This is a genomic window from Streptomyces sp. NPDC048192, from assembly GCF_043202415.1.
GTDB lineage: Bacteria > Actinomycetota > Actinomycetes > Streptomycetales > Streptomycetaceae > Streptomyces.
Genome location: NZ_JBIDAL010000008.1, coordinates 447,530 through 471,339, shown reverse-complemented (window position 1 = coordinate 471,339; position 23,810 = coordinate 447,530). Strand labels below are relative to the sequence as shown.

General features: G+C 74.1%; 20 protein-coding genes and 2 pseudogenes. 12 read left to right on the top strand and 10 right to left on the bottom strand.

Annotated elements, in window-relative coordinates; genetic code table 11:
• Positions 1-36: 36 nt before the first annotated feature.
• The gene (locus ACGFZN_RS20050) at positions 37-711 is read right to left on the bottom strand and encodes a pyridoxamine 5'-phosphate oxidase family protein (RefSeq protein WP_393859798.1); all 675 of its coding nucleotides are present in this window, start codon (positions 709-711) and stop codon (positions 37-39) included.
• Between the two features lie 155 nt (positions 712-866).
• Between ACGFZN_RS20050 and ACGFZN_RS20045 the strand changes: the two genes are divergently transcribed.
• The 5 genes and pseudogenes from ACGFZN_RS20045 (at position 867) to ACGFZN_RS20025 (ending at position 7,290) form a co-directional block, all read left to right on the top strand.
• Positions 867-2,135, top strand: a complete 1,269-nt coding sequence (locus ACGFZN_RS20045) for an FAD-binding protein (RefSeq protein ID WP_393859797.1) — start codon at positions 867-869, stop codon at positions 2,133-2,135.
• A 148-nt stretch (positions 2,136-2,283) separates the two neighbouring features.
• Positions 2,284-3,549: an ROK family protein gene (locus tag ACGFZN_RS20040; RefSeq protein WP_393859796.1), complete on the top strand. Its 1,266-nt coding sequence runs from the start codon at positions 2,284-2,286 to the stop codon at positions 3,547-3,549.
• A gap of 18 nt (positions 3,550-3,567) precedes the next feature.
• Positions 3,568-3,666 (top strand): annotated as a pseudogene (locus ACGFZN_RS20035) (carbohydrate ABC transporter permease); the annotation flags it as partial.
• Between the two features lie 12 nt (positions 3,667-3,678).
• Positions 3,679-6,555 (top strand): glycoside hydrolase family 2 TIM barrel-domain containing protein, encoded by a 2,877-nt coding sequence (locus ACGFZN_RS20030; protein ID WP_393859795.1) that lies wholly within the window; start codon positions 3,679-3,681, stop codon positions 6,553-6,555.
• A gap of 138 nt (positions 6,556-6,693) precedes the next feature.
• Entirely contained in the window at positions 6,694-7,290 is a 597-nt protein-coding gene (locus ACGFZN_RS20025; protein ID WP_393859794.1) for a TetR/AcrR family transcriptional regulator, read from the top strand.
• A 2-nt stretch (positions 7,291-7,292) separates the two neighbouring features.
• Here the strand turns inward: ACGFZN_RS20025 and ACGFZN_RS20020 are convergent, their stop codons facing one another.
• The 3 genes and pseudogenes from ACGFZN_RS20020 to ACGFZN_RS20010 all read right to left on the bottom strand — a co-directional run.
• Positions 7,293-8,105: an isocitrate lyase/phosphoenolpyruvate mutase family protein gene (locus ACGFZN_RS20020; RefSeq protein WP_393859793.1), complete on the bottom strand. Its 813-nt coding sequence runs from the start codon at positions 8,103-8,105 to the stop codon at positions 7,293-7,295.
• A gap of 67 nt (positions 8,106-8,172) precedes the next feature.
• Positions 8,173-9,918 carry a DUF2264 domain-containing protein gene (locus tag ACGFZN_RS20015; protein ID WP_393859819.1) on the bottom strand — a complete coding sequence of 582 codons (1,746 nt, stop codon included), beginning with the start codon at positions 9,916-9,918 and terminating at the stop codon, positions 8,173-8,175.
• Positions 9,919-10,023: 105 nt separating this feature from the next.
• Positions 10,024-10,246: pseudogene (locus tag ACGFZN_RS20010) on the bottom strand (XRE family transcriptional regulator); the annotation flags it as partial.
• 542 nt (positions 10,247-10,788) lie between these two features.
• On the opposite strand from ACGFZN_RS20010, the gene mmuM reads away from it, so the two are divergent.
• Positions 10,789-11,721, top strand: a complete 933-nt coding sequence (gene mmuM / locus ACGFZN_RS20005) for a homocysteine S-methyltransferase (protein WP_393859792.1) — start codon at positions 10,789-10,791, stop codon at positions 11,719-11,721.
• Positions 11,722-11,875: 154 nt separating this feature from the next.
• On the opposite strand, the gene ACGFZN_RS20000 is transcribed toward mmuM, so the two are convergent.
• Positions 11,876-13,444, bottom strand: coding sequence for a carboxylesterase/lipase family protein (locus ACGFZN_RS20000; RefSeq protein WP_393859818.1), 1,569 nt, complete (start codon positions 13,442-13,444; stop codon positions 11,876-11,878).
• A 371-nt stretch (positions 13,445-13,815) separates the two neighbouring features.
• Between ACGFZN_RS20000 and ACGFZN_RS19995 the strand changes: the two genes are divergently transcribed.
• The 3 genes from ACGFZN_RS19995 to ACGFZN_RS19985 all read left to right on the top strand — a co-directional run bounded on the left by ACGFZN_RS19995 (position 13,816) and on the right by ACGFZN_RS19985 (position 16,250).
• Complete coding sequence (locus ACGFZN_RS19995; protein ID WP_393859791.1) at positions 13,816-14,832, top strand: hydroxyacid dehydrogenase; 1,017 nt, start codon at positions 13,816-13,818, stop codon at positions 14,830-14,832.
• A gap of 100 nt (positions 14,833-14,932) precedes the next feature.
• Positions 14,933-15,985, top strand: coding sequence for a LacI family DNA-binding transcriptional regulator (locus ACGFZN_RS19990; RefSeq protein WP_393859790.1), 1,053 nt, complete (start codon positions 14,933-14,935; stop codon positions 15,983-15,985).
• A 61-nt stretch (positions 15,986-16,046) separates the two neighbouring features.
• Entirely contained in the window at positions 16,047-16,250 is a 204-nt protein-coding gene (locus tag ACGFZN_RS19985) for a hypothetical protein (protein WP_393859789.1), read from the top strand.
• Positions 16,251-16,344: 94 nt separating this feature from the next.
• Here the strand turns inward: ACGFZN_RS19985 and ACGFZN_RS19980 are convergent, their stop codons facing one another.
• The 3 genes from ACGFZN_RS19980 to ACGFZN_RS19970 form a co-directional block, all read right to left on the bottom strand.
• A complete protein-coding gene (locus ACGFZN_RS19980) occupies positions 16,345-16,608 on the bottom strand; it encodes a hypothetical protein (RefSeq protein WP_393859788.1) in 264 nt (87 codons plus the stop codon).
• The gene (locus ACGFZN_RS19975; RefSeq protein WP_360147563.1) at positions 16,605-17,468 is read right to left on the bottom strand and encodes an isocitrate lyase/PEP mutase family protein; all 864 of its coding nucleotides are present in this window, start codon (positions 17,466-17,468) and stop codon (positions 16,605-16,607) included. The genes ACGFZN_RS19980 and ACGFZN_RS19975 overlap by 4 nt, the downstream gene beginning before the upstream one ends.
• A 156-nt stretch (positions 17,469-17,624) precedes the next feature.
• Positions 17,625-18,281 (bottom strand): ThuA domain-containing protein, encoded by a 657-nt coding sequence (locus tag ACGFZN_RS19970; RefSeq protein WP_393859787.1) that lies wholly within the window; start codon positions 18,279-18,281, stop codon positions 17,625-17,627.
• A gap of 403 nt (positions 18,282-18,684) precedes the next feature.
• Here ACGFZN_RS19970 and ACGFZN_RS19965 point away from each other — a divergent pair, with 403 nt between their 5' ends.
• Both ACGFZN_RS19965 and ACGFZN_RS19960 read left to right on the top strand, forming a co-directional pair.
• Positions 18,685-19,317, top strand: coding sequence for a VOC family protein (locus ACGFZN_RS19965; protein WP_393859786.1), 633 nt, complete (start codon positions 18,685-18,687; stop codon positions 19,315-19,317).
• Positions 19,318-19,398: 81 nt separating this feature from the next.
• Positions 19,399-19,800, top strand: coding sequence for a VOC family protein (locus ACGFZN_RS19960; protein ID WP_393859785.1), 402 nt, complete (start codon positions 19,399-19,401; stop codon positions 19,798-19,800).
• On the opposite strand, the gene ACGFZN_RS19955 is transcribed toward ACGFZN_RS19960, so the two are convergent.
• Positions 19,783-20,469 carry a helix-turn-helix domain-containing protein gene (locus tag ACGFZN_RS19955; protein ID WP_393859784.1) on the bottom strand — a complete coding sequence of 229 codons (687 nt, stop codon included), beginning with the start codon at positions 20,467-20,469 and terminating at the stop codon, positions 19,783-19,785. The two genes, ACGFZN_RS19960 and ACGFZN_RS19955, sit on opposite strands and share 18 nt — an antisense overlap.
• 43 nt (positions 20,470-20,512) lie before the next feature.
• Positions 20,513-21,703 (bottom strand): YihY/virulence factor BrkB family protein, encoded by a 1,191-nt coding sequence (locus tag ACGFZN_RS19950; protein ID WP_393859783.1) that lies wholly within the window; start codon positions 21,701-21,703, stop codon positions 20,513-20,515.
• A gap of 131 nt (positions 21,704-21,834) precedes the next feature.
• On the opposite strand from ACGFZN_RS19950, the gene ACGFZN_RS19945 reads away from it, so the two are divergent.
• On the top strand, positions 21,835-23,472 hold the full coding sequence (locus ACGFZN_RS19945; protein ID WP_393859782.1) for an acyl-CoA dehydrogenase family protein: 1,638 nt from the start codon (positions 21,835-21,837) through the stop codon (positions 23,470-23,472).
• The last annotated feature ends 338 nt before the right edge of the window (positions 23,473-23,810 follow it).

Sequence of the window (23,810 nt, the reverse complement as noted above, 5' to 3'; positions counted from 1 at the left end):
GGCGTACGTCTCACACCGTATGCCCCCGCCCGCGGCTCAGCCGTGCCGGGTCCCCGCACGGCGGGCGATGTGTTCCGGTACGGCCGTCCCGGCCGGCAGCGCCGGGTCGGGCTCGGGGTCGCCCCACACGGTGGTCAGCGGCAGGACGCCGGCCCACAGCCCGAGAGCCGCGTCGGGTCCTTCGCCGTCGTCCGGGGCGCCGGCGCGGATCTTGACCGAGGCCTCCTCGAGGGAGAGGGCGAGGAGGGTGGTGGCGGCCAGCTCCTTGCGGCTGGGGCGGCGGGCGTACGACCACTGGCCCGGTGCGCAGTGCTCGGTGAGCCGGCGCAGGCCCGCCAGCTTCTCCTCGGGGTCGCTGACCTTGCGGGCGGTGCCGTGGATCATGGCGCTGCGGTAGTTGACGCCGTGCTCGAAGACGGACCGGGCGAGCACGAGCCCGTCCACGTGTGTGACGGTGACGCACACCGGGGTGTCGCCGGCCAGGCTGCGGCTTGCCGTGGATCCGTGCAGATAGAGCCGGTGCTCGTCGCGGCCGTACACCGTGGGCACGACGACGGGCCGGCCCTCGACCAGCACGCCGAGGTGGCAGACGAAGGCGGCGTCGAGGATCGCCTCCAGCTCGGCCCGCTCGAGGCTGCCCTGCTCGCGCAGCCTGCGGTGCCGGGTGCGGTCGGTGACGGGCAGGCGGGCGGGAAGCGGTTCCGGAGACATGGGCGGACGGTACCGATATCGCTGTGAAAAGGCTAGCGGAATATCGATTGCATCGGTCTGTGTCGCCGTGACGACGAAATCCGCAGCAGGTCTCCCCGTCGGTCCGTGCCGGATGAGAGGGTCGGCGCAGAACCACTCTGCAGGAGGACGCAACTGTGACAGGGACGGCCGAGACCGCCGGGACGGTCAGCAACTGGGCGCGCACCATCACGTACACCGCGCGGGAGTTCCACCGTCCGCGCACGCTCGACGCGCTCGCGGCGCTGGTGGCGGCCGGTGAGCGGGTGCGCGTGCTGGGGAGCGGGCACTCCTTCAACCGGATCGCCGACCCCGGTCCGGACGGCGTGCTGGTGTCCACCGCCGACCTGCCCCGGGTGATCGACGTCGACACGGCGGCACGCACGGTCCGGGTGTCCGGCGGCGTCCGCTACGCCGAGCTGGCCGAGACGGTCCACGCGCACGGTCTCGCCCTGGCCAACATGGCCTCGCTGCCGCACATCTCGGTGGCCGGCTCGGTGGCGACGGGCACGCACGGCTCGGGCGTCGGCAACGGCCCGCTGGCCTCGGCCGTCCGGGAGGTGGAGATGGTCGTCGCGGACGGCTCGACGGTGACGATCGGCCGGGGCGACCCCCGGTTCGACGGCGCCGTGACCTCGCTCGGCGCGCTCGGTGTCGTCACCGCGCTCACCCTCGGCCTGGAGCCCGCGTACGAGGTCGAGCAGCACGTGTTCACCGAACTGCCGCTGGAGGGGCTGGACTTCGCCGCCGTGGCCGCCGCCGGATACAGCGTGAGCCTGTTCACCGACTGGCGGGCGCCGGGCTTCCGGCAGGTGTGGGTCAAGCGGCGCACGGACCAACCTGGCGTGGACTTCCCGTGGGCGGCGCCCGCCGCGGTGCCGCTGCACCCGGTCCCGGGCATGCCGGCGGGCAACTGCACCGAGCAGTTCGGGGTGCCGGGGCCGTGGCACGAGCGGCTGCCGCACTTCCGGGCGGAGTTCACGCCGAGCAGCGGGGAGGAGATCCAGTCGGAGTATCTGCTGTCGCGATCGGCCGCCCTCGACGCGCTGCACGCGATCGACGGGATCCGGTCGACGGTCGCCGGTGTGCTGCAGACCTGCGAGGTGCGTACGGTCGCCGCCGACGCCCAGTGGCTCAGCCCGGCCCACGACCGGGATTCGGTCGCGCTGCACTTCACCTGGGTGCGGGACGAGGCGGCGGTGCTGCCGGTGGTGCGCCGGCTGGAGGAGGTGCTGGAGCCGTTCGATCCTCGCCCGCACTGGGGGAAGGTCTTCGAGATCCCCTCGGCCGTGCTCCGCGGGCGGTACCCGCGGTTCGGCGACTTCGCGTCCCTGGTCCGCGAGATGGACCCGTCCGGCACGTTCGCCAACGACTTCGTGCGGGACCTCCTCGGGCTCCCCGCGTAGCGGCGGCCGCCCGGAACCCGGCCGGGCTTCCTCCAGCCCCTTTCGTAACCCCTTGTCGAAACTCCCTCCCAGCCCATAGCCTGGCGCCCGCGCCGGTGCCGAGGTCGCCCGGCCTGGTCCGGCCGGACGGGATGGGAGGGGCAGCCGGGTGAAGCGCACGTCACGGGACATCCGCACCGCGAACCGCTACGAGGTGCTGCGCCAGATCATCGCCGCGTCTCCCACCTCCCGGCAGGAGCTGGCCGCCGCCACCGGGCTGAGCCTGGCCACGGTCGCCACCCTGGTCGGCGAGCTGCTCGGCCTCCGCATGATCACCGAGGTGGGGTTCGAGGACTCGGCCGGCGGCCGGCCGCGGGGGCTGGTGGCCGTCAACGCGTCGGGGGGCGCGTTGATCGGCGTCGACATCGCGGAGACGTACGTCCATGCCGAGCTGTTCGACCTGGCGCTGAACGTGCTGGCCCGCGCCGACGAGGACATGCGGCCCGGCGAGAGCCGCCCGGAGCAGGTGGTGGGCCATGTGGCCGCTGCCGTCGGCTCCGTGGTGGCACAGGCCGGCATCGAGGCGGCCCGGGTGCTCGGCGTCGGGGTGAGCGTGCCGGGCCAGGTGGACCGGGACACCGGTGTCGCCGAGTACGCGGCCAACTTCGACTGGCACGACGTGCCGTTGCTCGATCTCCTGGCGGACCACATCGCCCACCCGCTGTATCTGGACAACCCGCTGCGCGCCTGCACGGTGGCCGAGCTGTGGTTCGGGGCCGCGCGGGGGCGCGCGGACGCGGTCGTGGTCAACCTCGGCACGGGGGTCGGCGCCGGTCTCGCCCTCGGCGGCGGGCTGCACCGGGGCGTGAGCAACAGCGCCGGCGAGTGGGGCCACACCACGCTCGTGCTGGACGGGCGGCTGTGCCACTGCGGCAATCACGGCTGCGTCGAGACCTACGTGGGCGCGCCCGGCATCATGCAGAACCTGCGCGAACTCAGCCCCCGGTCCCCCCTGTTGCACCCAGAGGACCAGACGGCCACCATCGAGGCGCTGGCCCGCGCGGCCGCCGCCGGGGACCCGGTCGCGCTGAAAGCCGTCCGGGACACCGCCCGCTACCTGGGCGCCGGGATCTCCGACCTGATCAACCTGCTCAACCCGGAAGTGGTCGTGCTCAGCAGCTGGGTCGCCGCCCGGCTGGGCGAGCCGCTGCTGGAGGAGGTCCGCAGGGCCGTCGCCCGGCACGCGCTGCGCCGGCCGCTGGCCGCCACCGAGATCGTCCTGTCCCCGATCCCCACCGACCCGGTGTCCCTGGGCGCGGCCACGTTCGCACTGGAGGGCACGCTGCAGTCCGTCGGGCACAGGACCGCGAAACGCGGCGCCGCGCACGCGAGGAGCCGCACCGCACCGCTGCCGCGTGAAGCGCACCTCACGTGACCTCCGCACCGCGAACCCATGACGGCCGCCGTTTCCATCCTGCCGCTGCTGTTCGTGTTCCTCTTCCTCCGGCGCCGGCTGGTGCGGGGGATCGGGCAGACCGGCATCAAGGGCTGAGCTAGGAGACCGATGTCCTACCGCAACCGCACCGTCACCGACTACGTCGAGGACGTCTCGCCGGGCTCCGGGGCGCTCCCGCCCCGCGCCTGGTACGCCGCCTCCGACGCCGCCTCCCTCTCCCTGAACGGCCGCTGGCGGTTCCGGCTGTCGCCGGCCGCCGGCACCGAGGACGACTCCTTCGCCGCCGAGGGGTACGACGCCGCCGGCTGGGCGGAGGTCTCGGTCCCCGGCCACTGGGTGCTCCAGGGGCACGGCTCGCCCATCTACACCAACCACCTCTACCCGTTCCCGGTCGATCCGCCGCGGGTGCCGACGGAGAACCCGACCGGCGACCATCTGCGCCTGTTCGACCTGCCCCGCGACTGGCCGGCCGACGGGGGCGCGGTGCTGCGCTTCGACGGGGTGGAGTCCTGCGCCCGGGTGTGGCTGAACGGCACGGAACTCGGCGAGTTCAAGGGCTCGCGGCTGCCGCACGAGTTCGCCGTCGGCCATCTGCTCAGGCCCGAGCGCAACGTGCTGGCGGTCCGGGTGCACCAGTGGTCGGCCGGCTCCTATCTGGAGGACCAGGACCAGTGGTGGCTGCCGGGCATCTTCCGGGACGTCACCCTGCTGCACCGCCCGGCGGACTGCGTCCTCGACTTCTTCGTGCACGCCTCCTACGACCACCGCGCCGGCACCGGCACCCTGCGCGTCGACTCCGACGTGGACGGCCGGGTCACCGTGCCCGGACTCGGTATCGACGTCGCCACCGGCGAGAGCGTCACCGTGCCGGTCGAGCCGTGGTCGGCGGAGACGCCCCGGCTGTACGACGGCGTGCTGGCCACCGCGGGCGAACGGGTGCCGCTGCGCATCGGCTTCCGCACCGTGGAACTGGCGGACGGCCTGATCAAGGTCAACGGCAGGCCGGTCCTCTTCAGGGGCGTCAACCGGCACGAGTGGCATCCGGAGAAGGGCCGCGCCCTCGACCCGGAGACCATGCGCGAGGACGTGCTGCTGATGAAACGGCACAACGTCAACGCCGTCCGCACCTCCCACTACCCGCCGCACCCGGCCTTCCTCGACCTGTGCGACGAGGTGGGCCTGTGGGTGATCGACGAGTGCGACCTGGAGACCCACGGCTTCACCGAGCAGGGCTGGCGGGACAACCCCGTCGACGACGACCGCTGGACCCCGGCCCTGCTGGACCGGGCGTCCCGCATGGTCGAACGGGACAAGAACCACCCGTCGGTCGTGATCTGGTCGCTCGGCAACGAGGCCGGCACCGGCCGGGGCCTGACCGCGATGGCCGAGTGGATCAAGGGCCGGGACCCCTCCCGGCTGCTCCACTACGAGGGCGACATCGACTGCCGTGACACCGACATGTACTCCCGGATGTACGCCGGCCACGCCGAGGTCGAGCGGATCGGACACGGCCTGGACGGCGGCACCCTCAAGCGCCGCGGGCTGCCCTTCGTCCTGTGCGAGTACGCGCACGCCATGGGCAACGGCCCCGGCGGACTCGCCGACTACCAGCGGCTGTTCGAGTCGTACGACCGGCTGCAGGGCGGCTTCGTGTGGGAGTGGATCGATCACGGCATCGCCCACCCCGAACTCGGCTACGCCTACGGCGGCGACTTCGGCGAGGAACTGCACGACGGCAACTTCGTCTGCGACGGCCTGCTCTTCCCGGACCGGACGCCCTCCCCCGGGCTCACCGAGTTCAAGAAGGTGATCGAACCGGTCGGCATCACCGGCGACTTCGGCGACGGCACGGTCCGCATCACCAACAAGCAGGACTTCGCGGGTCTGTCGGCGCTGGAATTCACCTGGTCGTACGAGGTCGACGGGGAACCGGTGGAGTCGGGCGCCCTGCCGGTGCCGGCGCTGGCGCCCGGCGGGTCCGCCGACGTCAAGCTGCCCGCGCCGCCGGCCGGGACGCCGGCCGGCGAGGCCCACTGGACGGTCCGCGCGGCGCTCGCGGAGGACACCGGCTGGGCACCGCGGGGCCATGTGGTGGCCTGGGGCCAGGTCCCGGCATCGGAGCGCCGGGCGCCGGTGGTCGCGGCGACCGCCCGCCCGGTCACCGGCGACGCGGTGATCACCCTCGGCCCCGGCACCTTCGACGCCCGCACCGGCGCCCTGACCGCCGTCGGCGGCGTGCCCGTCTCCGGGCTGCGCCTGGACGTGTGGCGGGCCACCACCGACAACGACGACGGCGCGCCCTGGCAGCCCGACCTGCGCTACGGGCTGCTGTGGCGGCAGCTCGGACTGCACCGGATGCGGCACCGGCTGGACGCGGTGGAGACCGGCGAGCACACCCTGACGGTCCGCACCCGGGTGGCGCCGGCGGCACGGGAGCTGGGCCTGTCGACCGAGTACCGCTGGACGTCGGACGGCGACCGTCTGCGGCTGACCGTGTCCACCACCCCCGAGGGCGACTGGACGGTCCCCCTGCCCCGGCTGGGCATCCGGTTCGCCCTGCCCGCGGCCGACGGCGTGCGGTGGTACGGCGGCGGTCCCGGCGAGGCGTACCCCGACACCAGGGCGGCGGCGATGGCAGGCCGCTGGCAGTCGACGGTGGACGGTATGCAGACGCCGTACGTCCGCCCGCAGGAGAACGGCGCCCGCATCGACGTCCGCTGGGCGGAACTCGGCGGTCTGCGCATCGAGGGCGACCCGGCCTTCCTCCTCACCGCCCGCCGCTGGACCACCGAACACCTGGACGCCGCCGCGCACCGCAGCGACCTCGTCCCCGGAGACGCCGTCTGGGTCAACCTCGACCACGCCCAGCACGGCATCGGCTCCCAGTCCTGCGGCCCCGGCCCCCTGCCCCAATACCACCTGCGCGCGGAACCGGCGCAGTTCTCCTTCGTGTTCTCCCCCGCCCCCGGCCCGAAGGCCGGCTGACCCCCACGGTCCCGGCACCGACACGGCCGGCCTGCTGCCCCGCCGGCCGGCCGTGTGCGGGGTTCGGGGCGGAGCCGCTCACCTGCTATACCTGGGGCCCGAACCGGGGTCCCCAGGATCAGGGAAAGAGAGGCTTCCATGGCGCGGGCCGGCGTCACCGTCGAGCGGCTGGTCGCGGCGGCGGCCGAACTCGCCGACGAGGCGGGCTTCCCCCATGTCACGCTGTCCGCGCTGGCCCGGCGGTTCGGGGTGAAGGACGCGAGTCTGTACTCGCACATCCGGGGGCTGGACGATCTGCGTACCCGGCTCGCGCTGTACGCCGGCGGTGAGTTGATCGACCGGATCGCGCCGGCCGTCGCGGGCCGCGCGGGCAAGGAGGCGCTGGCCGCCTTCGCCGGCGCCTACCGGGCCTACGCGCTGGAGCACCCCGGCCGGTACGCGGCCACCCAGATCCGCATCGACCAGTCGCTCGCCGCCGGCTCCCCCGCGATGCGCCGGACCGCCGAGATCACCTACGGCATGCTGCGCGGCTACGGCCTTCACGAGCCCGACCTGACCGACGCCGTTCGCCTGCTGCGCAGTACCTTCCACGGCTACTGCGCCCTGGAGTCCTGTGGCGGCTTCGGCGCCGACCGGGACGTACAGGCCTCCTGGGACAAGGCGATCGACGCGCTGCACCTGGCCCTCACCCACTGGCCGCGCGAGACGGCGCGGGAGGACGCCGGCGCCGGCTGACGTCAGTCTTCGGTCGCGGGGAAGTCCGCGCCGCCGGACTGCGGGCGGCTGAGCGCCTGCACCTCCCCGTACGACGGCGTGGCGCCCTCCGGCGTGCGCCCGTCCGCGACGGCGGTCATCGCCTCCACCGCCGCGCCCAGCGCCCGCCGGTAGAGCAGCGAGCCGACGCTGACCCGGCGCACGCCGAGGCCGGCCAGCTCGGCGACCGTGGGCCCGGCGGGCGACCAGAGGATGTTCAGGGGCAGGTCGAGGTGCCGTACGAGGGCGGCGATCCGCCCGGGATCGGTCAGGCCGGGCACGAACACCCCGTCGGCGCCCGCCTGCCGGTAGGCCTCCAGCCGTCGCAGGGTGTCCCGCTCGTCGCCGTCGCCGGACCAGTACGTGTCGGTGCGGGCGTTGACGAACAGGCCGGGTACGGCGGCCTTCACCGCGGCGATCTTCGCCGCGTGCCGGTCGGCCGGCCCCAGCGCGTCCTCCAGGTTGATCCCGGCCGCGCCGGCCGCCCACAACGCGCGCGCCAGCTCGGCCACGTCGTCGGGGTCCCGGCTGAAGCCGTCCTCGGCGTCGACCGACAGGAGGAAGGGCTGCGCACCGAGGGTCAGGGCGAGTCTCAGTGTCTGTTCGCGGGTCGCGCCCTCGCCGTCGGGCAGCCCGTCGGCCGCCGCGACGGCCAGGCTCGTGGTGCCGATCGCCGGGAAGCCCCGCGCGGCGAGCGCGGCCGCCGAGGCGTGGTCCCAGGCGTTGGGCAGCAGCAGCGGCTCGCCGGGCCGGTGGTGCAGCGCGGCGAACGGGCTTCCGGGGTGCTCTGCGGTCATACGGCCACGCTAGGACGGGAACCCTTCGGCAGCCGCCGAACCACGGCTCCGCCCGTGCTGCGCCCCCTCACCGGCGCACCACCGACCACTGGGGGTCCGCGGATCCCCCCTCCGAGGCCGTGGTGAAGGCGAAGTCGTGTTCGGCTCCGGAGGCCCAGCGGACGCTCACCCGGCGGTCCTCCCCCACCGTCACGGACACCAGCTCCGTCAGGGGCCGTGGATGCGGCTCGCCGGTGAGCCGGGCGAGCGCCACGAACAGCGTGGCCCCCTCCGCGCCCGTCCGTCCCGTGAACCCGGTCAGCCCCTCGGCTTCCGGCTCCGGGTTCCACGACAGGCCCGACACCGGCAGGAGTTCGGCGTGCAGCCCGTCGGTCGCCCGCCATCCCGTGATCCGCACCAAGGTCCCGGGCGCGGCGCCGGCCACGAGATGGGCGCGCACCTCCGCCGCGCCCTCGGCCAGCACGAGGCTGGTCACGGTGATTCCGTCGCGCACGGTGTGCCGGGAGGCGGCCCATCCCTCGCCGGCGCCGAGCGGCTCGATCCGGGTGCGGCCCGGATCGCCGCCGACGATCACGCTGTTGTCGTACGACGCCGAGGGCGCGGTCGCCGTCGAGTAGGCGAGCCGGGTGTAGTAGGGGTCGTAGCGGACGTCCTCGCTGCCGTGGTTGTGCAGCCGGACCACTCCGTCCGAACGGGTCGACTGCAGCAGCCAGTTGGGGACCGGTACGGGCCGCACCTCGTCGGCGCGGTCGACGGGCCCCGGCTCCTCGGTGGCCGTCCACACCTCGTGCTCCGGCGGCAGCAGCAGGCCGAGGAACCCCTTGCTCGCCCAGTACGGGGAGGCCGGGCCGGAGTAGGCCTGCGCGACGGAGACGTCGGGGCCGAGCCAGCCCAGCGGGAGCAGCCCGCGCTCGTCGACCGCGCCGCCGTCGAGGAAGTACCGCAGCGCGCCGGAGGCCAGGCGCCGGGTCTCGCCGGGGGCGAGGGGGGTGTGTCCGGTCAGGGCGCCGAGCCAGAGCGGGGCGGCCGTCGCGAAGCGGTAGGTGAGGGAGCGGCCCTGGTGCAGCGGGGCGCCGTCGCCGCCGAACAGCCGGGCGTAGTCGGTGAGGTGGCGCGACAGCCGTCGACCGTACACGGACAGCAGTTCACCGTCGTCCGCCAGCCATGCGTGGAGGACGGTGTACAGGTGCATCGCCCAGCCGTTGTAGTAGTCGAACTTCCGGCCGTCGCCGTCGGTGTACCAGCCGTCCCCGAGGTACCAGCCCTCGATCCGCTCCAGGCCACGGTCGATCGCCTTGCGCGCCGCCTCGGTCCGGTGGCCGATCTCCTGGAGGAAGCCGGCGACGGTGACCGGGAACAACTCCCAGTTGCACGGCCAGGGTTCCGCGCTGAGGGCGTCCGCCAGCCAGTCGGCGGTGCGCTGCCGCACCGGGTCCGCCAGCCGGTCCCACAGCAGCGGCCGGGTCAGCCGCAGGGCGAGCGCGACGGAGGCGGCCTCGACGAGCGGCTGGCTGCGGTCCTCGATGCGCGGCCAGACGCCGCGGGGCCCGGCGGCGAGGCCGTCGGCGTAGCGGCCGAGCGCGTTCTCGTCGCGGCGGAAGGCGGCCAGCAGCAGCGTACGGGCGTATCCCTCCAGGCCGTCGGAGAGTCGGCCGGAGTGGCTGACGTGGTCACCGGGGAGGTGGTAGAGGGCGCGGTCGGAGGTGGCGTAGGGCGCGACGGCGGCCAGCAGGGCGTCGGCGGCGGCCTCCCAGTGGGCTCGGGTGTACCCGGTCGCGGGGCTCGTCTCACGGTCGTCGGCGGGCAGTGGGATCACGGCTGCGGCGTTCCTTCCTGGCGTGGCCCGGGACACCCCGGTTCCGGTCGGGGCGCCCCGGGGCTTCATCCCACCCGCACGGCCCCCTCGGGCACCGTACGGCTATTCGGGCACCCGGTTGTACTTGGTGATGGTGGCCTTGCCTGTGTGGGCGTCAATGAACTCCAGTCGCCACGGGCCCGTGTTCACGTCGAACTCCTTGCCGAAACCGACCCACTTCCCGGCCATGCGGCGGCCGGCCGGCTCGACCAGCATCTGGAGTGCGCCGAAGCAGCGCGCTCCCCCGGTAGTAGCCGTCGGTCGCGGTCTGCTCGGTCGTGACGCCCTGTCCGTCGCCGGAATGACGCCCTCTTTGCCGCCGTGGGTCATGTCCGATACGCGCGATGTTGACCCCCATGACAAGCACAGACAGTGACGACCGGATCACGCACCCCGGCTTGACCATTTCCGTCTACCGGTTAGACCCGGCGACCGGTAGGCGCACAGGACTTCGACCCCCGCGACACGTACCGCCCTCGGACGAGTTGCCCCTCAACCTGGCATTCCCTCCGTGCGAGTGCCCGCGTTGCGTCGGACCGGTGAACCGGTGAGCCCGGCCTGGGACATGGAGTCACCCACGGTCGAGGGCGGATGCGCGCGCTGCGGCCGGTGGACCGAGACACCCCGCGCCTCGGGTCCCGAGGTCGACGTGATCCTCTGTGCCGACCCGGCTGACTGCATCCCGCCGCCGCGGCCGGAACGCCCCCGCCGCTACCCCACCGGGCGGGGTGTATGACACAGCCGATGCGCGCCCCGAGCCGCGGCTGCGATGTGCACCCTGCTGGACATCACGGTCCACGGGCGTTCGGTATGGACTAGCGTCATGGCATGACCAGCGACACCACCCCCGGCCTTGCCGACGCCCTCGCCGCAGGGACGGTCGTGCTCGACGGCGGCATGTCCAACCAGTTGGAGTCGGCCGGGCACGACCTGAGCGACGAACTGTGGTCGGCGCGGCTGCTCACCGAGCGGCCGGAGGCGGTGACGGAGGCGCACCTCGCCTATTTCCGGGCCGGCGCCGACGTGGCCATCACCGCCAGCTACCAGGCCACCTTCGAGGGATTCGCGCGGCGCGGAGTCGGCCAGGAGGAGGCCGCGCGGCTGCTCGCACTGAGCGTGGGCCTCGCGCGTGAGGCCGTCCGGCAGGCCGTGGACGCGGGCGTCGACCGGCCGCTGTGGGTGGCGGCGTCGGTCGGGCCGTACGGGGCGATGCTCGCGGACGGCTCCGAGTACCGCGGCCGGTACGGGCTGGGCGTGGACGAGCTGGAACGCTTTCACCGGCCGCGGATGGAGGTGCTGGCCGCCGCCGCTCCGGACGTCCTCGCGCTGGAGACCGTGCCGGACGCCGACGAGGGCGCCGCGCTGCTCAGGGCGGTGCGCGGGCTGGGCGTGCCGGCCTGGCTGTCGTACACCGTCGACGGCCGGCACACGCGTGCCGGGCAGCCGCTGGAGGAGGCCTTCGCCCTGGCCGCCGGCAGGGACGAGGTGATCGCGGTCGGCGTGAACTGCTGTGCGCCCGAGGACGTGGAGCCTGCGGTGGAGATCGCGGCACGGGTCACCGGCAAGCCGGTCGTGGTGTACCCCAACAGCGGCGAGTCGTGGGACGCCGGGGCACGCGCCTGGACCGGGCGGACCAGGTTCGGCGCAGAGCAGGTCAAGGCGTGGCAGGACGCGGGCGCGCGACTCGTCGGGGGCTGCTGCCGAGTGGGGCCGGACGCGATCGCCGCGATCCGGCAGACGGTGGATGCGGCGGCGGCCTGACGGCGCGGTCCGGTCTCCACTGGGGCTGCCGCAGCGTGTCGAACGGCCCGCAGAAGCCCGGGGGCGGCCGGAAAGACCGGCCACCGGCACCAGCATCAGCACCAGCACCAGCACCAGCACCAGCACCAGCACCAGCACCAGCACCCGTAGACGCTCAGCGGCGGCGTATCGGTCCCGTCGAGCGGCGCAGGCGTCGTACCGCAGCTGCCAACTCCGCTCCGGGGGCCCGGACTTCGGGGGTGAGAGCCGGTTCTGGGACGGTGGGGGCGAGCGACCAGAGGGCGATTTCCGCGTCCCGGGGTCCGTGGGCGGTGTGCGGTGCACCGTCGCCGAAGATCCGCACGGGGTGTGAGGCGTCCCAGGCCTGCCAGCCGGGGTCCCCGGTGGCCGCGAACCGCACCCAGGCCGCGTGCATCGCGTCGGCCAGCTCCTGCGGCGCCCCCTCACCGGCGAGTTTCTTCGACTCGGGGATGTCCCCGGAGTCGAAGACGAACCCCAGCTCAAGGGCGTGGCAGGCGCCGAGGCCGGGCAGGCGGGAGGGCCAGGCGAACTCGTAGACGTGGGAGTTTCCGGCGTGGGCGTCGGCGAGGCGGTGGAGCGGGATCCGCAGCAGGTGGTCGGTGACCATCTGGCCGACGATCTCGGCGGCGCCCGCGTCGGGGTACAGGCCGCGGTACCCGCGGGGCACCTCGTGGCCGGTGTGGCAGCGGGCCATGGCGCCGGCGAGGGCGACGGCTCCGAGCCGGTCGACGTGTTCGACCAGCCCGCCGGGCGCGAGCCAGAGCCGGTACTCGTCGCGGGTCCACCCCATGAGCAGGTCGACGTCCTGGGCGGCGCCGTCGATCAGGGCCGCCAGCGGGTCGCGGGGCACGAGGTCGCCGTCCACGACGATGCCGAACGCGGGCCCGCCCAGGACCGGGCTGCTGAGCCGGCCGACCTCGGCCTGGGTGCGCAGCAGCAGGTCGCGGTCGACGGCGGCGAAGGCCTCGGCGGTGGCGGGGATCTTCAGCCGGCCGGCCATGCGGCGCACCATCCGCCGTACTTTGTCCCGTTCGGACGACTCGGGCGGCCCGCTCTGCAGGACCGCGCGCCGGATCAGGCCCTGGCTCGCGGGCGAGGCCAGCAGGGCGCCCGCGCTGATGGCGCCGGCCGACTGGCCGCACAGCGTGATCCGGTCCGGGTCGCCGCCGAAGGCGCCGATCGCGTCGTGCACCCAGCGCAGCGCGGCGAGCTGGTCGCGCAGGCCGGGGTTGGGCGGCGCGTCGGGGAACAGGCCGTAACCCTCCACGCCGAGGCGGTAGTTGACGGAGACGCAGACGACGCCGTCCCGGGCGAAGGTGGCGCCGTTGTAGACGGGTACGGCCGAGGATCCTCTGGTGAGGGCTCCTCCGTGGAGCCAGACGAGGACCGGCAGGCGGGCGCCGGGATCCGGATCGGGGGTCCAGACGTTGAGGTTGAGGCAGTCGTCGCCGGGGATCTCGGGGTCGGACAGGTACTGGGCGAACGCCTCGGAGTAGGGCGGTTTGGGCGCGGTGGGCCCGAAGGCGCCGGCGTCGCGCACCCCGTCCCAGGGCTCGGGCGGCTGGGGCGGGCGGAACCGGCGGGGCCCGAAGGGCGGGGCGGCGTACGGGATGCCGCGGAACACTGCGACGCCCTGCTCGTACCGGCCGCGCACCGCCCCGTACGGCGTTCTGACCACGGGATTCGCCTGGTCTGCCGTCATCGCCCACCAGCCCTTCGCCGCGCGCTCGTGCACTGCGCCGTGCACCGTGCATCATCAGAGCATCACAAGAGCGCCGGGTATTCCGGCGCACGGGCGCACCGGAGGGCCGTTCGAGCGACGTTCGATACGGTGAGTCACCGAGTGCTCACGCGTGCGGGGGCCGGACCCGGACTGCCGGCGGCGTCGCCTGCGCCGGCCGGTCACGACCGCAGGAGCCGGGGCAGCCGGACGCGGACACCGAAGCCCGGGGCGGCCGGGCGTTCGCGCCCGCCGGGTACGGTTCCGGTCGCCGATTGACCGGCTCCTCGCGGCACACCTACCGTGAAGGCGCTTTCTGAAAGCGTTTCTCCTTCCGGTGCGTCAGGAGAGCCATGCCGCCCAGCGCCCAGCCGCCGCGAGCCGTGTTCGCGATGGATCCGGTCCACCTCCCGCTGCTCTTCCCGCCGCCGCTCATGGCCCGCCTGCGCCGCACGGCAGGCATCGACACGGAGCTGGTCGTACGGGACTTCGCCGATCCCGCGGTGGCCGGCGCGCTGGCCCCGGCCGAGGTGCTGATCACCGGCTGGGGGTGCCCGCGCCTGGACGCCGAGGTCCTCGCCGCCGCCCCGAGGCTGCGCGCGGTCCTGCACGCCGCCGGCTCGGTCCGCTCCCTGGTGGGCGAGGCGGTGTGGGAACGCGGCGTCACCGTCTCCAGCGCGGTCGCCGGCAACGCCGTACCGGTGGCGGAGTACACACTCGCGATGATCCTCCTCGCCGGCAAGGACGCCTTCGGCCACCGCGAGCGCTACCGCCGCACGCACACCCCGCCCGCCCCCTCCGACACGGCCGCCACCGGCAATCTCCGCCGTCGCGTCGGGATCGTCGGCGCCTCCCGCGTGGGCCGCCGGCTCCTGGAACTGCTGCGGCCCTTCGCTCTCACCGTCCTGCTGTACGACCCCCATGTGAGCGCCGCCGAGGCCGCGGCCCTGGGCGCGGAACCGCTGCCGCTGGAGGACCTGCTGCGCCGCAGCGACATCGTCAGCCTGCACGCCCCCGACCTCCCCGAGACCCGTCACATGCTCGACGGCGCCCGGCTCGCCCTCGTCCGGGACGGCGGTGTGCTGATCAACACCGCGCGCGGTGCGCTGGTCGACCACGAGGCGCTGACCCGGGAGCTGGTCTCCGGCCGCCTGTCCGCCGTCCTGGACGTCACGGAGCCCGAGCCGCTGCCCGCCGGTTCACCGCTGTACGGGCTGCCCAACGTCTTCCTCACCCCGCACATCGCCGGCTCCCTCGGCAACGAGCTGGAGCGGCTGGGCACGATCGTCGTGGAGGAACTGGAGCGGCTGGCCGCGGGCCTGCCTCCGCTGCACGAGGTGCGGCAGGCGGATCTGAGCCGGGTCGCCTGACTCGGCCGCCGCCCCTCGCTGGAATTCCCGTGTCTTCCCGCCCTGTCGACGCGCACCTATCGTAGGAAGCGCTTTCCGTCCGGTCGAGAGGTGGTTTCCTGTGGTCCGTGCGGGCAGCGCGAACGTGACGGCCGGGCCGACGCTGGCGGTGGTGGCCCGGGAGGCGGGGGTGTCCGTGCCGACCGCGTCGAAGGTGGTCAACGGCCGGGAGGACGTGGCGCCCGAGACCCGTCGCCGCGTCACCGAGGCACTGGACCGGCTCGGTTACGTCCGCCGGCCCCGCTTCGACATGGCGCGCACGCCGAGTCTGGTCGACCTGGTGGTGCAGTCGCTGGAGAGCACCTGGTCGGGCGCCGTGCTGCACGGCGTGGAGGCGGCGGCGTACGAGGCGGGCCTGGAGGTGGTGGTCTCGGCCGGGCCGAACGGGACCGGCCGCCCGGAGCGGGCGTGGCTGGACCGGCTGACGGCACGCGGATCCTCGGGCGTGCTGTTCAACCTGGCGGAGCTGTCCCCGGCGCAGTACGCGTGGCTGGACCACCACCGCATCCCGTACGTGCTGATCGACCCCGCGCACGAGCCGCCGGCCGGTGTGGTGTCGGTGGGGGCGGCCAACTGGCAGGGCGGGGTGAACGCGACGGAGCATCTGCTCGGCCTCGGTCACCGGCGCATCGCGGTGATCGCCGGCCGGCGGCGCACGGTGTGGGGCGGTGCGCGGGTGGCCGGTTACCGTTCCGCGCTCGCCTCGGCCGGGCTGCGCCACCGCGCCGAGTACGTGCGGCACGCCGGCTCCGACGAGGCCGCCGCCCGGCGGTGCACGCACGAACTGCTGGACCTGCCCGAGCCGCCGACCGCGGTGTTCGTGTGCTCCGACCGGATGGCTCTGGGCGTGTACGGGGCGCTGGCCGAGCGGGGGTTGAGGGTGCCGCACGACATGAGCGTCGTCGGTTTCGACGACCTGCCGCAGGCGCGCTGGGCGACGCCGGCGCTGACCACGGTCCGCCAGCCGCTCGGCGAGATGGCGGCGACCGCGCTCCGGCTGCTGGTGCGGATGATGCACGGCGAACGCCCGGAGGGCACCCGTACCGAGCTGTCGACCCGGCTGGTGGCGCGCGCGAGCACGGCCGCGCCGCCCGGGGAACGGCCAACTGCGTGAGGTGCGGCGTCCGTTCGGACCACGGCGGTGACCGCGCCGCCCGCGAGGGCGTTCTCCGGGCATGAACCTCACCGTGCGCACCACAGCGGCCCTCGCCGTGGCCGCAGTCGCCCTGATCGCCGCCTACGGCACGGCCGACGCCTCCTGCCACACCCTCGCTCCCGGCCGGCACCGGGCCGCGGTGGCCGCGTCCGGCGGCGGGCACGACCCGGCGAACGACATGGCGGTGGACGAGGACGGCCGTCCCGGACTCGCCGAGGGCTGACGCCGAGGGCAGCGGGACCGCCGACGAGGACGAGGCGATGGCCGGGCACCCCGTGCGGGGGCGCCCGGCCGTCGCCGGCGCACCGGCCGGTCGTTCAGTCCCAGGGCTCCCGGTGCTCACGGCTGCCGCCGACGAGGGCCTGGATCGCGTCCACGGCGCTGCCGTCGTGGTCGCTTCCGGCCGTGCCCCTGCCTGCCTGGACGTTGGCCGTGCGGTCGACCTCCAGCCAGGAGTCGGCGTGGGAGTTGTCGATCACGGTGATCAGGCTCCCGGACGCGACCGCGGGTGCGGCACCGGCCCCGAGCAGTGCGGCCGCGGCCGCGGCGGCCGCCCCGAGGCGCGGTACGGCACCGGTCACACGCCCACGCCCTCGGGGACGAGCCGGTCGCGGGCGATGTTGCGCTCCAGCAGGCTGGTGGAGGCCTTCACGCCGACCCCGCTCGCGGGATCCACCTCCGGCAGCCGTCCGTCGGCCGCCTTCAGGCCGGCGAGCGCGGAGTCCATCGCCTCGTGCGCGGCGAACAGACACGGGGTGCTGTAGATGGCGACGTCGACGCCGAGGTCGGACAGCTCACCGAGGGAGAGCCGGGGCGACTTGCCGCCGGCGATCTGGTTGAACAGCAGCGGCTTGGACCCGACGACCTCGCGGATCCGCTTGATCCACTCGACGCTGCGCACCCCGTCGACCAGGACCACGTCGGCGTCGGTCGCGGCCAGCCGCTCGGCGCGGTGCAGGATGTCGTGCTCGTCGGTGGCGTCCGTGCGGGCCACCACGACGAGGTCCTTGCGGGTCTCGAGGACCTGGTGCAGCTTCTCCAGGTACTCCTCCAGCGGCAGCACCTGCTTGCCGTCGGCGTGGCCGCAGCGGCGGGGCCGTTTCTGGTCCTCGAGGATCACTCCGGAGGCGCCGATGCGTTCCAGCCCTTCGACGACATGGCAGGCGACCTCGGGGTCCACGTACCCGTCGTCGATGTCGACGAGCAGATGATGGTGCGGGAACGCGCCCCGCAGCCGCTGGACGAAGGCCACCATGTCGGGCCAGGCGATGAATCCGATGTCCGGCAGCCCGTAGTACGAGGCCGCGAAACCGAAGCCCGAAACGAACATCCCGTCGTAGTGCTTGGCCGCGATCGACGCCGAGTACATGTCGTACACGCCGATCAGCGGTGTGGTCCCGGGCCCGGCGATGCGCTCGCGCAACTTCTTACCGTAAGTCAAGGTCCGGCTCCTCCTGTGGGTGGGTGACGCGGGGCCGGATGGCCGCACGTCTCGACGCCCTTTGCCAAGACAAGAGCTTCTCTATGTATTCACGTGACTTTCCATGGATGCGTCCTTTACTCACCCGAACGGCGGAGCCGGTTCACCGCAGAAACGTCACGCACAGAGCCGTCCCGCCCAGCCGAGTCCGCCGTCCAGGTGAGCCAGGAAGACCGGATCGCGGTAGGCCTCGGCGGCGTGCCCGAGCGCGGTGTAGAAGACGCGGCCGCCGCCCGCCCCGTGCTCGCGGCACCAGGCGAGCGGATGGTCCGCCCCCATCCCGCCGCCCTCGTACGACGTCTCGTCGGCGCTCAGCAGCACCCGTGCGCGGTGCCGGGGGCTGGCGTCGAAGTCGTACCACTCGTCGCTGACGTCCCAGACCGCGGGCAGCGCGCGGGTCGCGGGATGACCGGGGTCCTCGACCACGGCCCGGCCGGGCTGGAAGTCCGGGTGCCGTACGAAGCGGGCGCCGAGGAGTTCGCCGTAGTACGGCCAGCCGTACTCGGTGCAGGCCGCCGCGTGCACCCCGGCGAAGCCGCCGCCGGAGTCCACGTACCGCGCGAGCCGCTCCCGGCCGGCCGGGGTCAGGACCTCCCCGCTGGTGGACAGGAAGACGACGAGCGCGTACCCGTCCAGCGGTTTCTCGAGATCGGCGGGATCCTCCGTGTGCTCGACGCCGAACCTCCCGAGCCTGCGGACGGCGGCGACGGCGTCCGGGATGGAGTCGTGACGGTAGTCGGCGGTGCGGGTGTAGAGCAGCAGGCGGCGAGTCATACGGCCGAGTCTCACCGCTCGACCCCGTCCGTGTCAGCGTCCCCTCCCCCACCACCAGCCCCCTCGCGCTCTCACTCAGCCTCCCGGCTCTCGCCGCTCGCCCCTCGCCACTCTCCTCTCGCCATCACCTCCAGTCTCCCGCCGCTCGCCACTCGCCTCTCACCCTCGCGTCCTCGCCCTCGCCTCCCGCCTCCGGCCGCTCGCCACTCGCGCTCTCGCCCTCGCCTCCCGGCTCTCACCGCTCGCCACTCGCCTCTCACCCTCGCGTCCCGGCTTCGTCCCTCGCGCTCTCGCCCTCGCCTCCCGCCCTCGCCCCTCGCCTCCCGCCCTCGCCCCTCCCCGCTCTCGCCCCTCGCGCTCCAGCGTTCTGGCGCTCTCGCCTCCAGCGCCTAGCCTCTCCGGCATGAACCCCGTTCCCCCCTTCCTGGACCATCTCGTCCTGGCCACGCCCGATCTGGCGGAGACCGTCGCGGAGTTCGCGTGTCGGACCGGAGTGACGCCCGCGCCCGGTGGGGTGCACCTCGGCCTCGGTACGCGCAACCATCTGGTGGGGCTGGGCGGCCGGAGCTATCTGGAGATCATCGGCCCCGACCCCGAGCAGCCCGAACCCGCCGGGCCACGGCCGTTCGCGGTCGACCGGCTGGCCGGGCCGCGCACGCTGACCTGGGCGATCAGCCCGCCCGACCTGGACGCGGCGATCACGACGGCACGCGCTCGGGGCTACGACCCGGGCCCCGTGCGCCCGATGAGCCGCCGCACCCCCGACGGCACGGTCCTGCGGTGGCGGCTGACCGACAGCGGCCACGCGCACCCCTCGGGCCTGGTCCCGTTCCTGATCGACTGGGGCGACTCGCCCCACCCCACGGCCTCCGGGCTACCGGTCACCCCCCTGCTGCACATGTCCGCCACGGCCCCCGCCCCGGCGGGCCTGCACGGCCCGCTGACGGCCCTCGGCACGGCGCTGTCCCTCGCCCCCGGCCCCACCGCCCTCTCCTTCACCGTGGACACCGCGAACGGGCCGGTCACCTTCGGCTGAGGGGGACGGGCGAGGAGGAGTCATCGCGGGGTGTCCGATTCCTTCAAGACCGGGCGGCGACCGCGCCCCTACGGTGACGGCATGACTCCACGATGCGCACTGATCGGCGTGGTGACGTCCGACATGGCCGCCGCGCTCGCCTTCTACCGTCGCCTCGGACTCGTCTTCCCGGAAGGGTCCGAGAAGGAGCCGCACGTCGATGCGGAGCTGCCCGGGGGGCTGACGTTCACGCTGGACACCGAGGAGACGATCCGCTCCTTCCACTCCGGCTGGCGTCCGCCCGAGGGCGCCGGGCGCGTCGGGCTCGCCTTCCGGTGCGGCTCGCCCGCCGAGGTCGACGCCCTGTACGAGGAACTGGTGGCCGCCGGATACCACGGGGAACTGAAGCCGTGGGACGCGTTCTGGGGACAGCGGTACGCCACCGTGCACGACCCCGACGGCAACGGCGTCGACCTGTTCGCCCCGCTACCCGGAGCCGAGTAGCCGCCCGAGCGGCATGCCCGTCAGCTCCCTGACCTCGCGGGCGAGGTGGGGCTGGTCGGCGTATCCGGCGCGGACGGCCGTCTCGGCGTACGGCGTCCCGGAGCGGGCCAGCGCCAGCGCCCGCTGCAGACGCAGGATGCGGGCCAGCGTCTTCGGGCCGTAGCCGAACGCGTCCAGGCAGCGACGGTGCAAGGTGCGGGTGCCGAGACCGAGTTCGGCGGCCGTCGCCGCCACCGGGCGGCCCTGGTCCAGGCGCTGCACCAGCCGGTGCAGCAGCGGGTCGGGGGCCGGGGCGCGCGCGGCCCGGTCCAGGGCGATGTCCTCCAGCGCCGTCGCCGGGTCGGCCGCCGCCTCGACGCGCTCGCTCAGCCGCCGGACCCGGGCGGCGGGCCAGAGGTCGGCCAAGTCGGCCCGCAGGTCGCGCAGTTCGTGCGCGGGCACGCCGAGCAGGGCGGGTGCGGTGCCGGGGAAGAAGCGGACACCGGCCCAGGGCCGGGGCGGGCCCTGGGGCACGTACGGCCGTGTGTCCGGGCCGGCGACCAGCAGCCGGCCCTCGCTCCACAGCAGGTCCATGCAGCCGTCGGGCAGCACGGGGCCGCCGCCGGTTCCGTCGGGGACGTTCGTCCACACGACCGCGCCGGCCAGCCGGGACGCCCGCTGCGTGTACACGCCTGCCAGCCTACGGCTGCGGCGGCCGCGGCCGCCGCCCCGCTCAGTGCCCGTACCGTCCCGGCCCCTGCTCGCCGGGGCGGTGCTGTGGTTCGCGGCCGTCCGCCTCCTGCGGGCCGTGGGGCTTGGGGGCGTGTTTGGCGTGGGTGCGCAGGCGGGCGGTGACGTCCTCCGGGGGGAGGAAGCGGGACCAGCGTTCAGGGAACTCGGAGGGCATGTCGGGGTCGTCGGGGTCGGCGTCGCGCTGGGCCGCGGCGCGGGCGACGTACTCGGCGACCTGGGCCTCGCGGATCCGCTCGTTCGCGGCGCGGGCGGCGGCCGTGGCGGCGGCGGGCCAGACGCGGTCGATGGCGGCGTTCACGGCCGCGCCGACGAGGACGGCGAAGGCGGACACGCCGATCCACAGGAGGACGGCGACGGAGGCGGCGAGGGAGCCGTAGATGGTGGCGCCCTCGATGGTGTGCACGAGGTAGATCCGCAGCAGGAAGCTGCCGAGGACCCACATGGCCAGGGCGACGAGCGCGCCGGGCACGTCCTCGATCCACGGGGAGCGCACCGGCACGGAGACGTGGTAGAGGGTGGTGAGGAAGGCGATGGACAGCACGATCACGACCGGCCAGTACAGGACCTGCACCACGGTGGCCGACCAGGGCACCACCCGCACCACCGCGTCCGGGCCCGCCACCATCAGCGGCAGGGCCACCGAGCCGATCAGCAGCGCCACGATGAACAGCACGAACGACATCACCCGCGTCTTGACGATGCCGCGGACGCCGTCGAGGCCGTACATGACGGTGATGGTGTCGATGAAGACGTTGACCGCGCGGGAGCCGGACCACAGGGCGAAGAGGAAGCCGATGGAGATGACGTCGGGCCGGCCCTTCATCACGTCGTGCAGGATCGGCTCGGTGATCTCCTTCACGCCCTGCTCGGACAGCACCGTCCGGGAGGCGTCGAGGATGTTGGTCTCGAGGCTGCTGATGGTGTGCGCGCCGGTCCAGGTGTCGACGTAGGCGAGCAGCCCGATGAGGCACAGCAGCAGCGGCGGCACGGACAGCAGCGTGAAGAACGCCGCCTCGGCCGCCAGACCCAGGATGCGGTACTCCATGCAGGAGTTGACGGTGTCCTTGAGCAGCAGCCAGGCGGTCCTGCGCTTGGAGACGTTCCGGTAGAGGACTCTGGCGCGGTGGAGGCGGCCGGCGGGCCGCTCGGGGGTTTCACTTGCTGGCTGCACGAGCCAACGGTATCCGCAGCACGGGACCGCCCTCACCTTCCGGGGCAGGTGAGCGCATCCGGCGCGCCAGGGGGCGCCGCTGTGCCACTCTGGAGGCCATCACCGCCGCCGCCCCGGGTAGGTTCGCAAGCATGGCAGGCACCTCCACGCACACCGTGACGAACCAGCCGCCGCCGCTGGTGGGCTACGACGTCTTCACCGCCGACCGGGCCCTGGTGGAGGCCGTCGAGCGCCACGCCGGTCCGGACGTGCTGGACGAGGCGCGCTCCGAGCTGTCCGGGCTGGGCCGGGCCGCGGGGTCGGCGCAGCTGCAGGAGTGGGCCGTGCAGGCGAACGAGCAGCCGCCCCGGCTGCGCAGCCACGACCGGTACGGCCACCGGATCGACGAGGTCGAGTTCCACCCGGCGTGGCACCGGCTGCTCGGCAAGGCCGTCTCGGCCGGTCTGACCGGCGCCTGGGTCCGGCCGTCCGGGCACGTGCGCCGGGCCGCCGGCTTCCTGGTGTGGACGCAGGTGGAGGCGGGGACCTGCTGCCCGGTGTCGATGACCCACGCGGCGGTGCCCGCGCTGCGGGCCGACCCGCGGCTCGCCGCCGAGTGGGAGCCGCGGCTGACGTCCACGGTCTACGACCGCGAGCTGCGGCCCGCCGCGCAGAAGCCCGGAGCGCTCATCGGCATGGGCATGACCGAGAAGCAGGGCGGCAGCGACGTCCGCGCGAACACCACCGGGGCGCGGCCGCTGGCCGAGCCGGGCGCGTACGAGCTGACCGGGCACAAGTGGTTCTGCTCGGCGCCGATGTCGGACGCGTTCCTGGTGCTGGCGCAGGCCCCGGACGGCCTCACGTGCTTCCTGGTGCCGCGCGTGCTGCCCGACGGCTCCCGCAACGTCTTCCTCCTGCAGCGGCTGAAGGACAAGCTGGGCAACCGGTCCAACGCCTCTGCGGAGGTGGAGTTCGCCGGCACGTGGGCGCGCCGGGTCGGCGAGGAGGGCGCCGGGGTGCGGACGATCATCGGGATGGTCGCGGCGACCCGGCTGGACTGCGCGCTCGGCTCGGCGGGGCTGATGCGGCAGGCGGTGGTGCAGGCCGTGCACCACTGCACGCACCGGGAGGCGTTCGGCGGGAAGCTCGTCGACAAGCCGCTGATGCGCAACGTCCTCGCCGATCTCGCGCTGGAGTCGGAGGCCGCGACCACGCTCGCGCTGAGGCTCGCGGCCGCGTACGACGACGGGGGCGAGCGGGAGCGCGCCTTCCTGCGGCTGGCGGTGCCGGCCGCGAAGTACTGGATCACCAAGCGCTGTGCGCCCGTCGCGGTCGAGGCCGCGGAGTGCCTGGGCGGAAACGGTTACGTGGAGGAGTCCGGCCTGCCCCGGCTGGTACGGGAGTCGCCGCTGAACTCCATCTGGGAGGGCGCGGGGAACGTGCAGGCGCTCGACGTGGTGCGGGCGCTGCGACGGGAGCCGGGCGCGCTCGACGCCTGTCTGACCGAGATCGGCCGCTCGCACGGCGCCGACCACCGTCTCGACCGCGCGGTGAAGGACCTCTTCACCGAACTGGCCGATCTGAGCGACGTCGAGGGCCGGGCCCGGCGGCTGGTGGAGCGGCTCGCGCTGGTCCTGCAGGGCTCCTTGCTGGTCCGGTACGCGCCCGCGGAGGTGGCGGACGCCTTCTGCGCCTCGCGGCTGGGCGGCGACCACGGGGCGTCGTTCGGCACCCTGCCGACGGGGCTGGATCTGCAGGCGATCGTGGAACGAGCGCATCCGGCACTGTGAGACGCGGGCCGGCCCGGCCCACCGCCGCCGGGCTCTTCCGCACGAGTGGCGGCGCTCCCGGCGGGGGTGGTGCTGCGCCGACACGGCACCACCCCCGCCACCTGGGCCCGTTGAAGCCCGCGGACGCGGCGTCGCCGGGACGAGTCGCGCCGGAGTCAAGTCTTGGCCACCGTCCGACCGGCCACCAGGGTTGCAAGGGGTTGCAATTCGTCGGCGCACGTGCGCGGAGTGTGTGCCTCCGGCCTGCCCGCGGCGGCAAGATGAGAGGCACAGCCGGACCGGAAACCGCCGCCCGGACGGCTTGACAAGGATGTTCGACCCCTTCCGGGAGGACCCCC

Bases quoted from the DNA above. Each gene is read 5' to 3' on its own strand.
- ACGFZN_RS20050 (WP_393859798.1), bottom strand. From the start codon at position 711: ATGTCTCCGGAACCGCTTCCCGCCCGCCTGCCCGTCACCGACCGCACC.
- ACGFZN_RS20030 (WP_393859795.1), top strand. From the start codon at position 3,679: ATGTCCTACCGCAACCGCACCGTCACCGACTACGTCGAGGACGTCTCG.
- ACGFZN_RS20025 (WP_393859794.1), top strand. From the start codon at position 6,694: ATGGCGCGGGCCGGCGTCACCGTCGAGCGGCTGGTCGCGGCGGCGGCC.
- ACGFZN_RS20020 (WP_393859793.1), bottom strand. From the start codon at position 8,105: ATGACCGCAGAGCACCCCGGAAGCCCGTTCGCCGCGCTGCACCACCGG.
- mmuM (WP_393859792.1), top strand. From the start codon at position 10,789: ATGACCAGCGACACCACCCCCGGCCTTGCCGACGCCCTCGCCGCAGGG.
- ACGFZN_RS20000 (WP_393859818.1), bottom strand. From the start codon at position 13,444: ATGACGGCAGACCAGGCGAATCCCGTGGTCAGAACGCCGTACGGGGCG.
- ACGFZN_RS19995 (WP_393859791.1), top strand. From the start codon at position 13,816: ATGCCGCCCAGCGCCCAGCCGCCGCGAGCCGTGTTCGCGATGGATCCG.
- ACGFZN_RS19985 (WP_393859789.1), top strand. From the start codon at position 16,047: ATGAACCTCACCGTGCGCACCACAGCGGCCCTCGCCGTGGCCGCAGTC.
- ACGFZN_RS19970 (WP_393859787.1), bottom strand. From the start codon at position 18,281: ATGACTCGCCGCCTGCTGCTCTACACCCGCACCGCCGACTACCGTCAC.
- ACGFZN_RS19965 (WP_393859786.1), top strand. From the start codon at position 18,685: ATGAACCCCGTTCCCCCCTTCCTGGACCATCTCGTCCTGGCCACGCCC.
- ACGFZN_RS19960 (WP_393859785.1), top strand. From the start codon at position 19,399: ATGACTCCACGATGCGCACTGATCGGCGTGGTGACGTCCGACATGGCC.
- ACGFZN_RS19945 (WP_393859782.1), top strand. From the start codon at position 21,835: ATGGCAGGCACCTCCACGCACACCGTGACGAACCAGCCGCCGCCGCTG.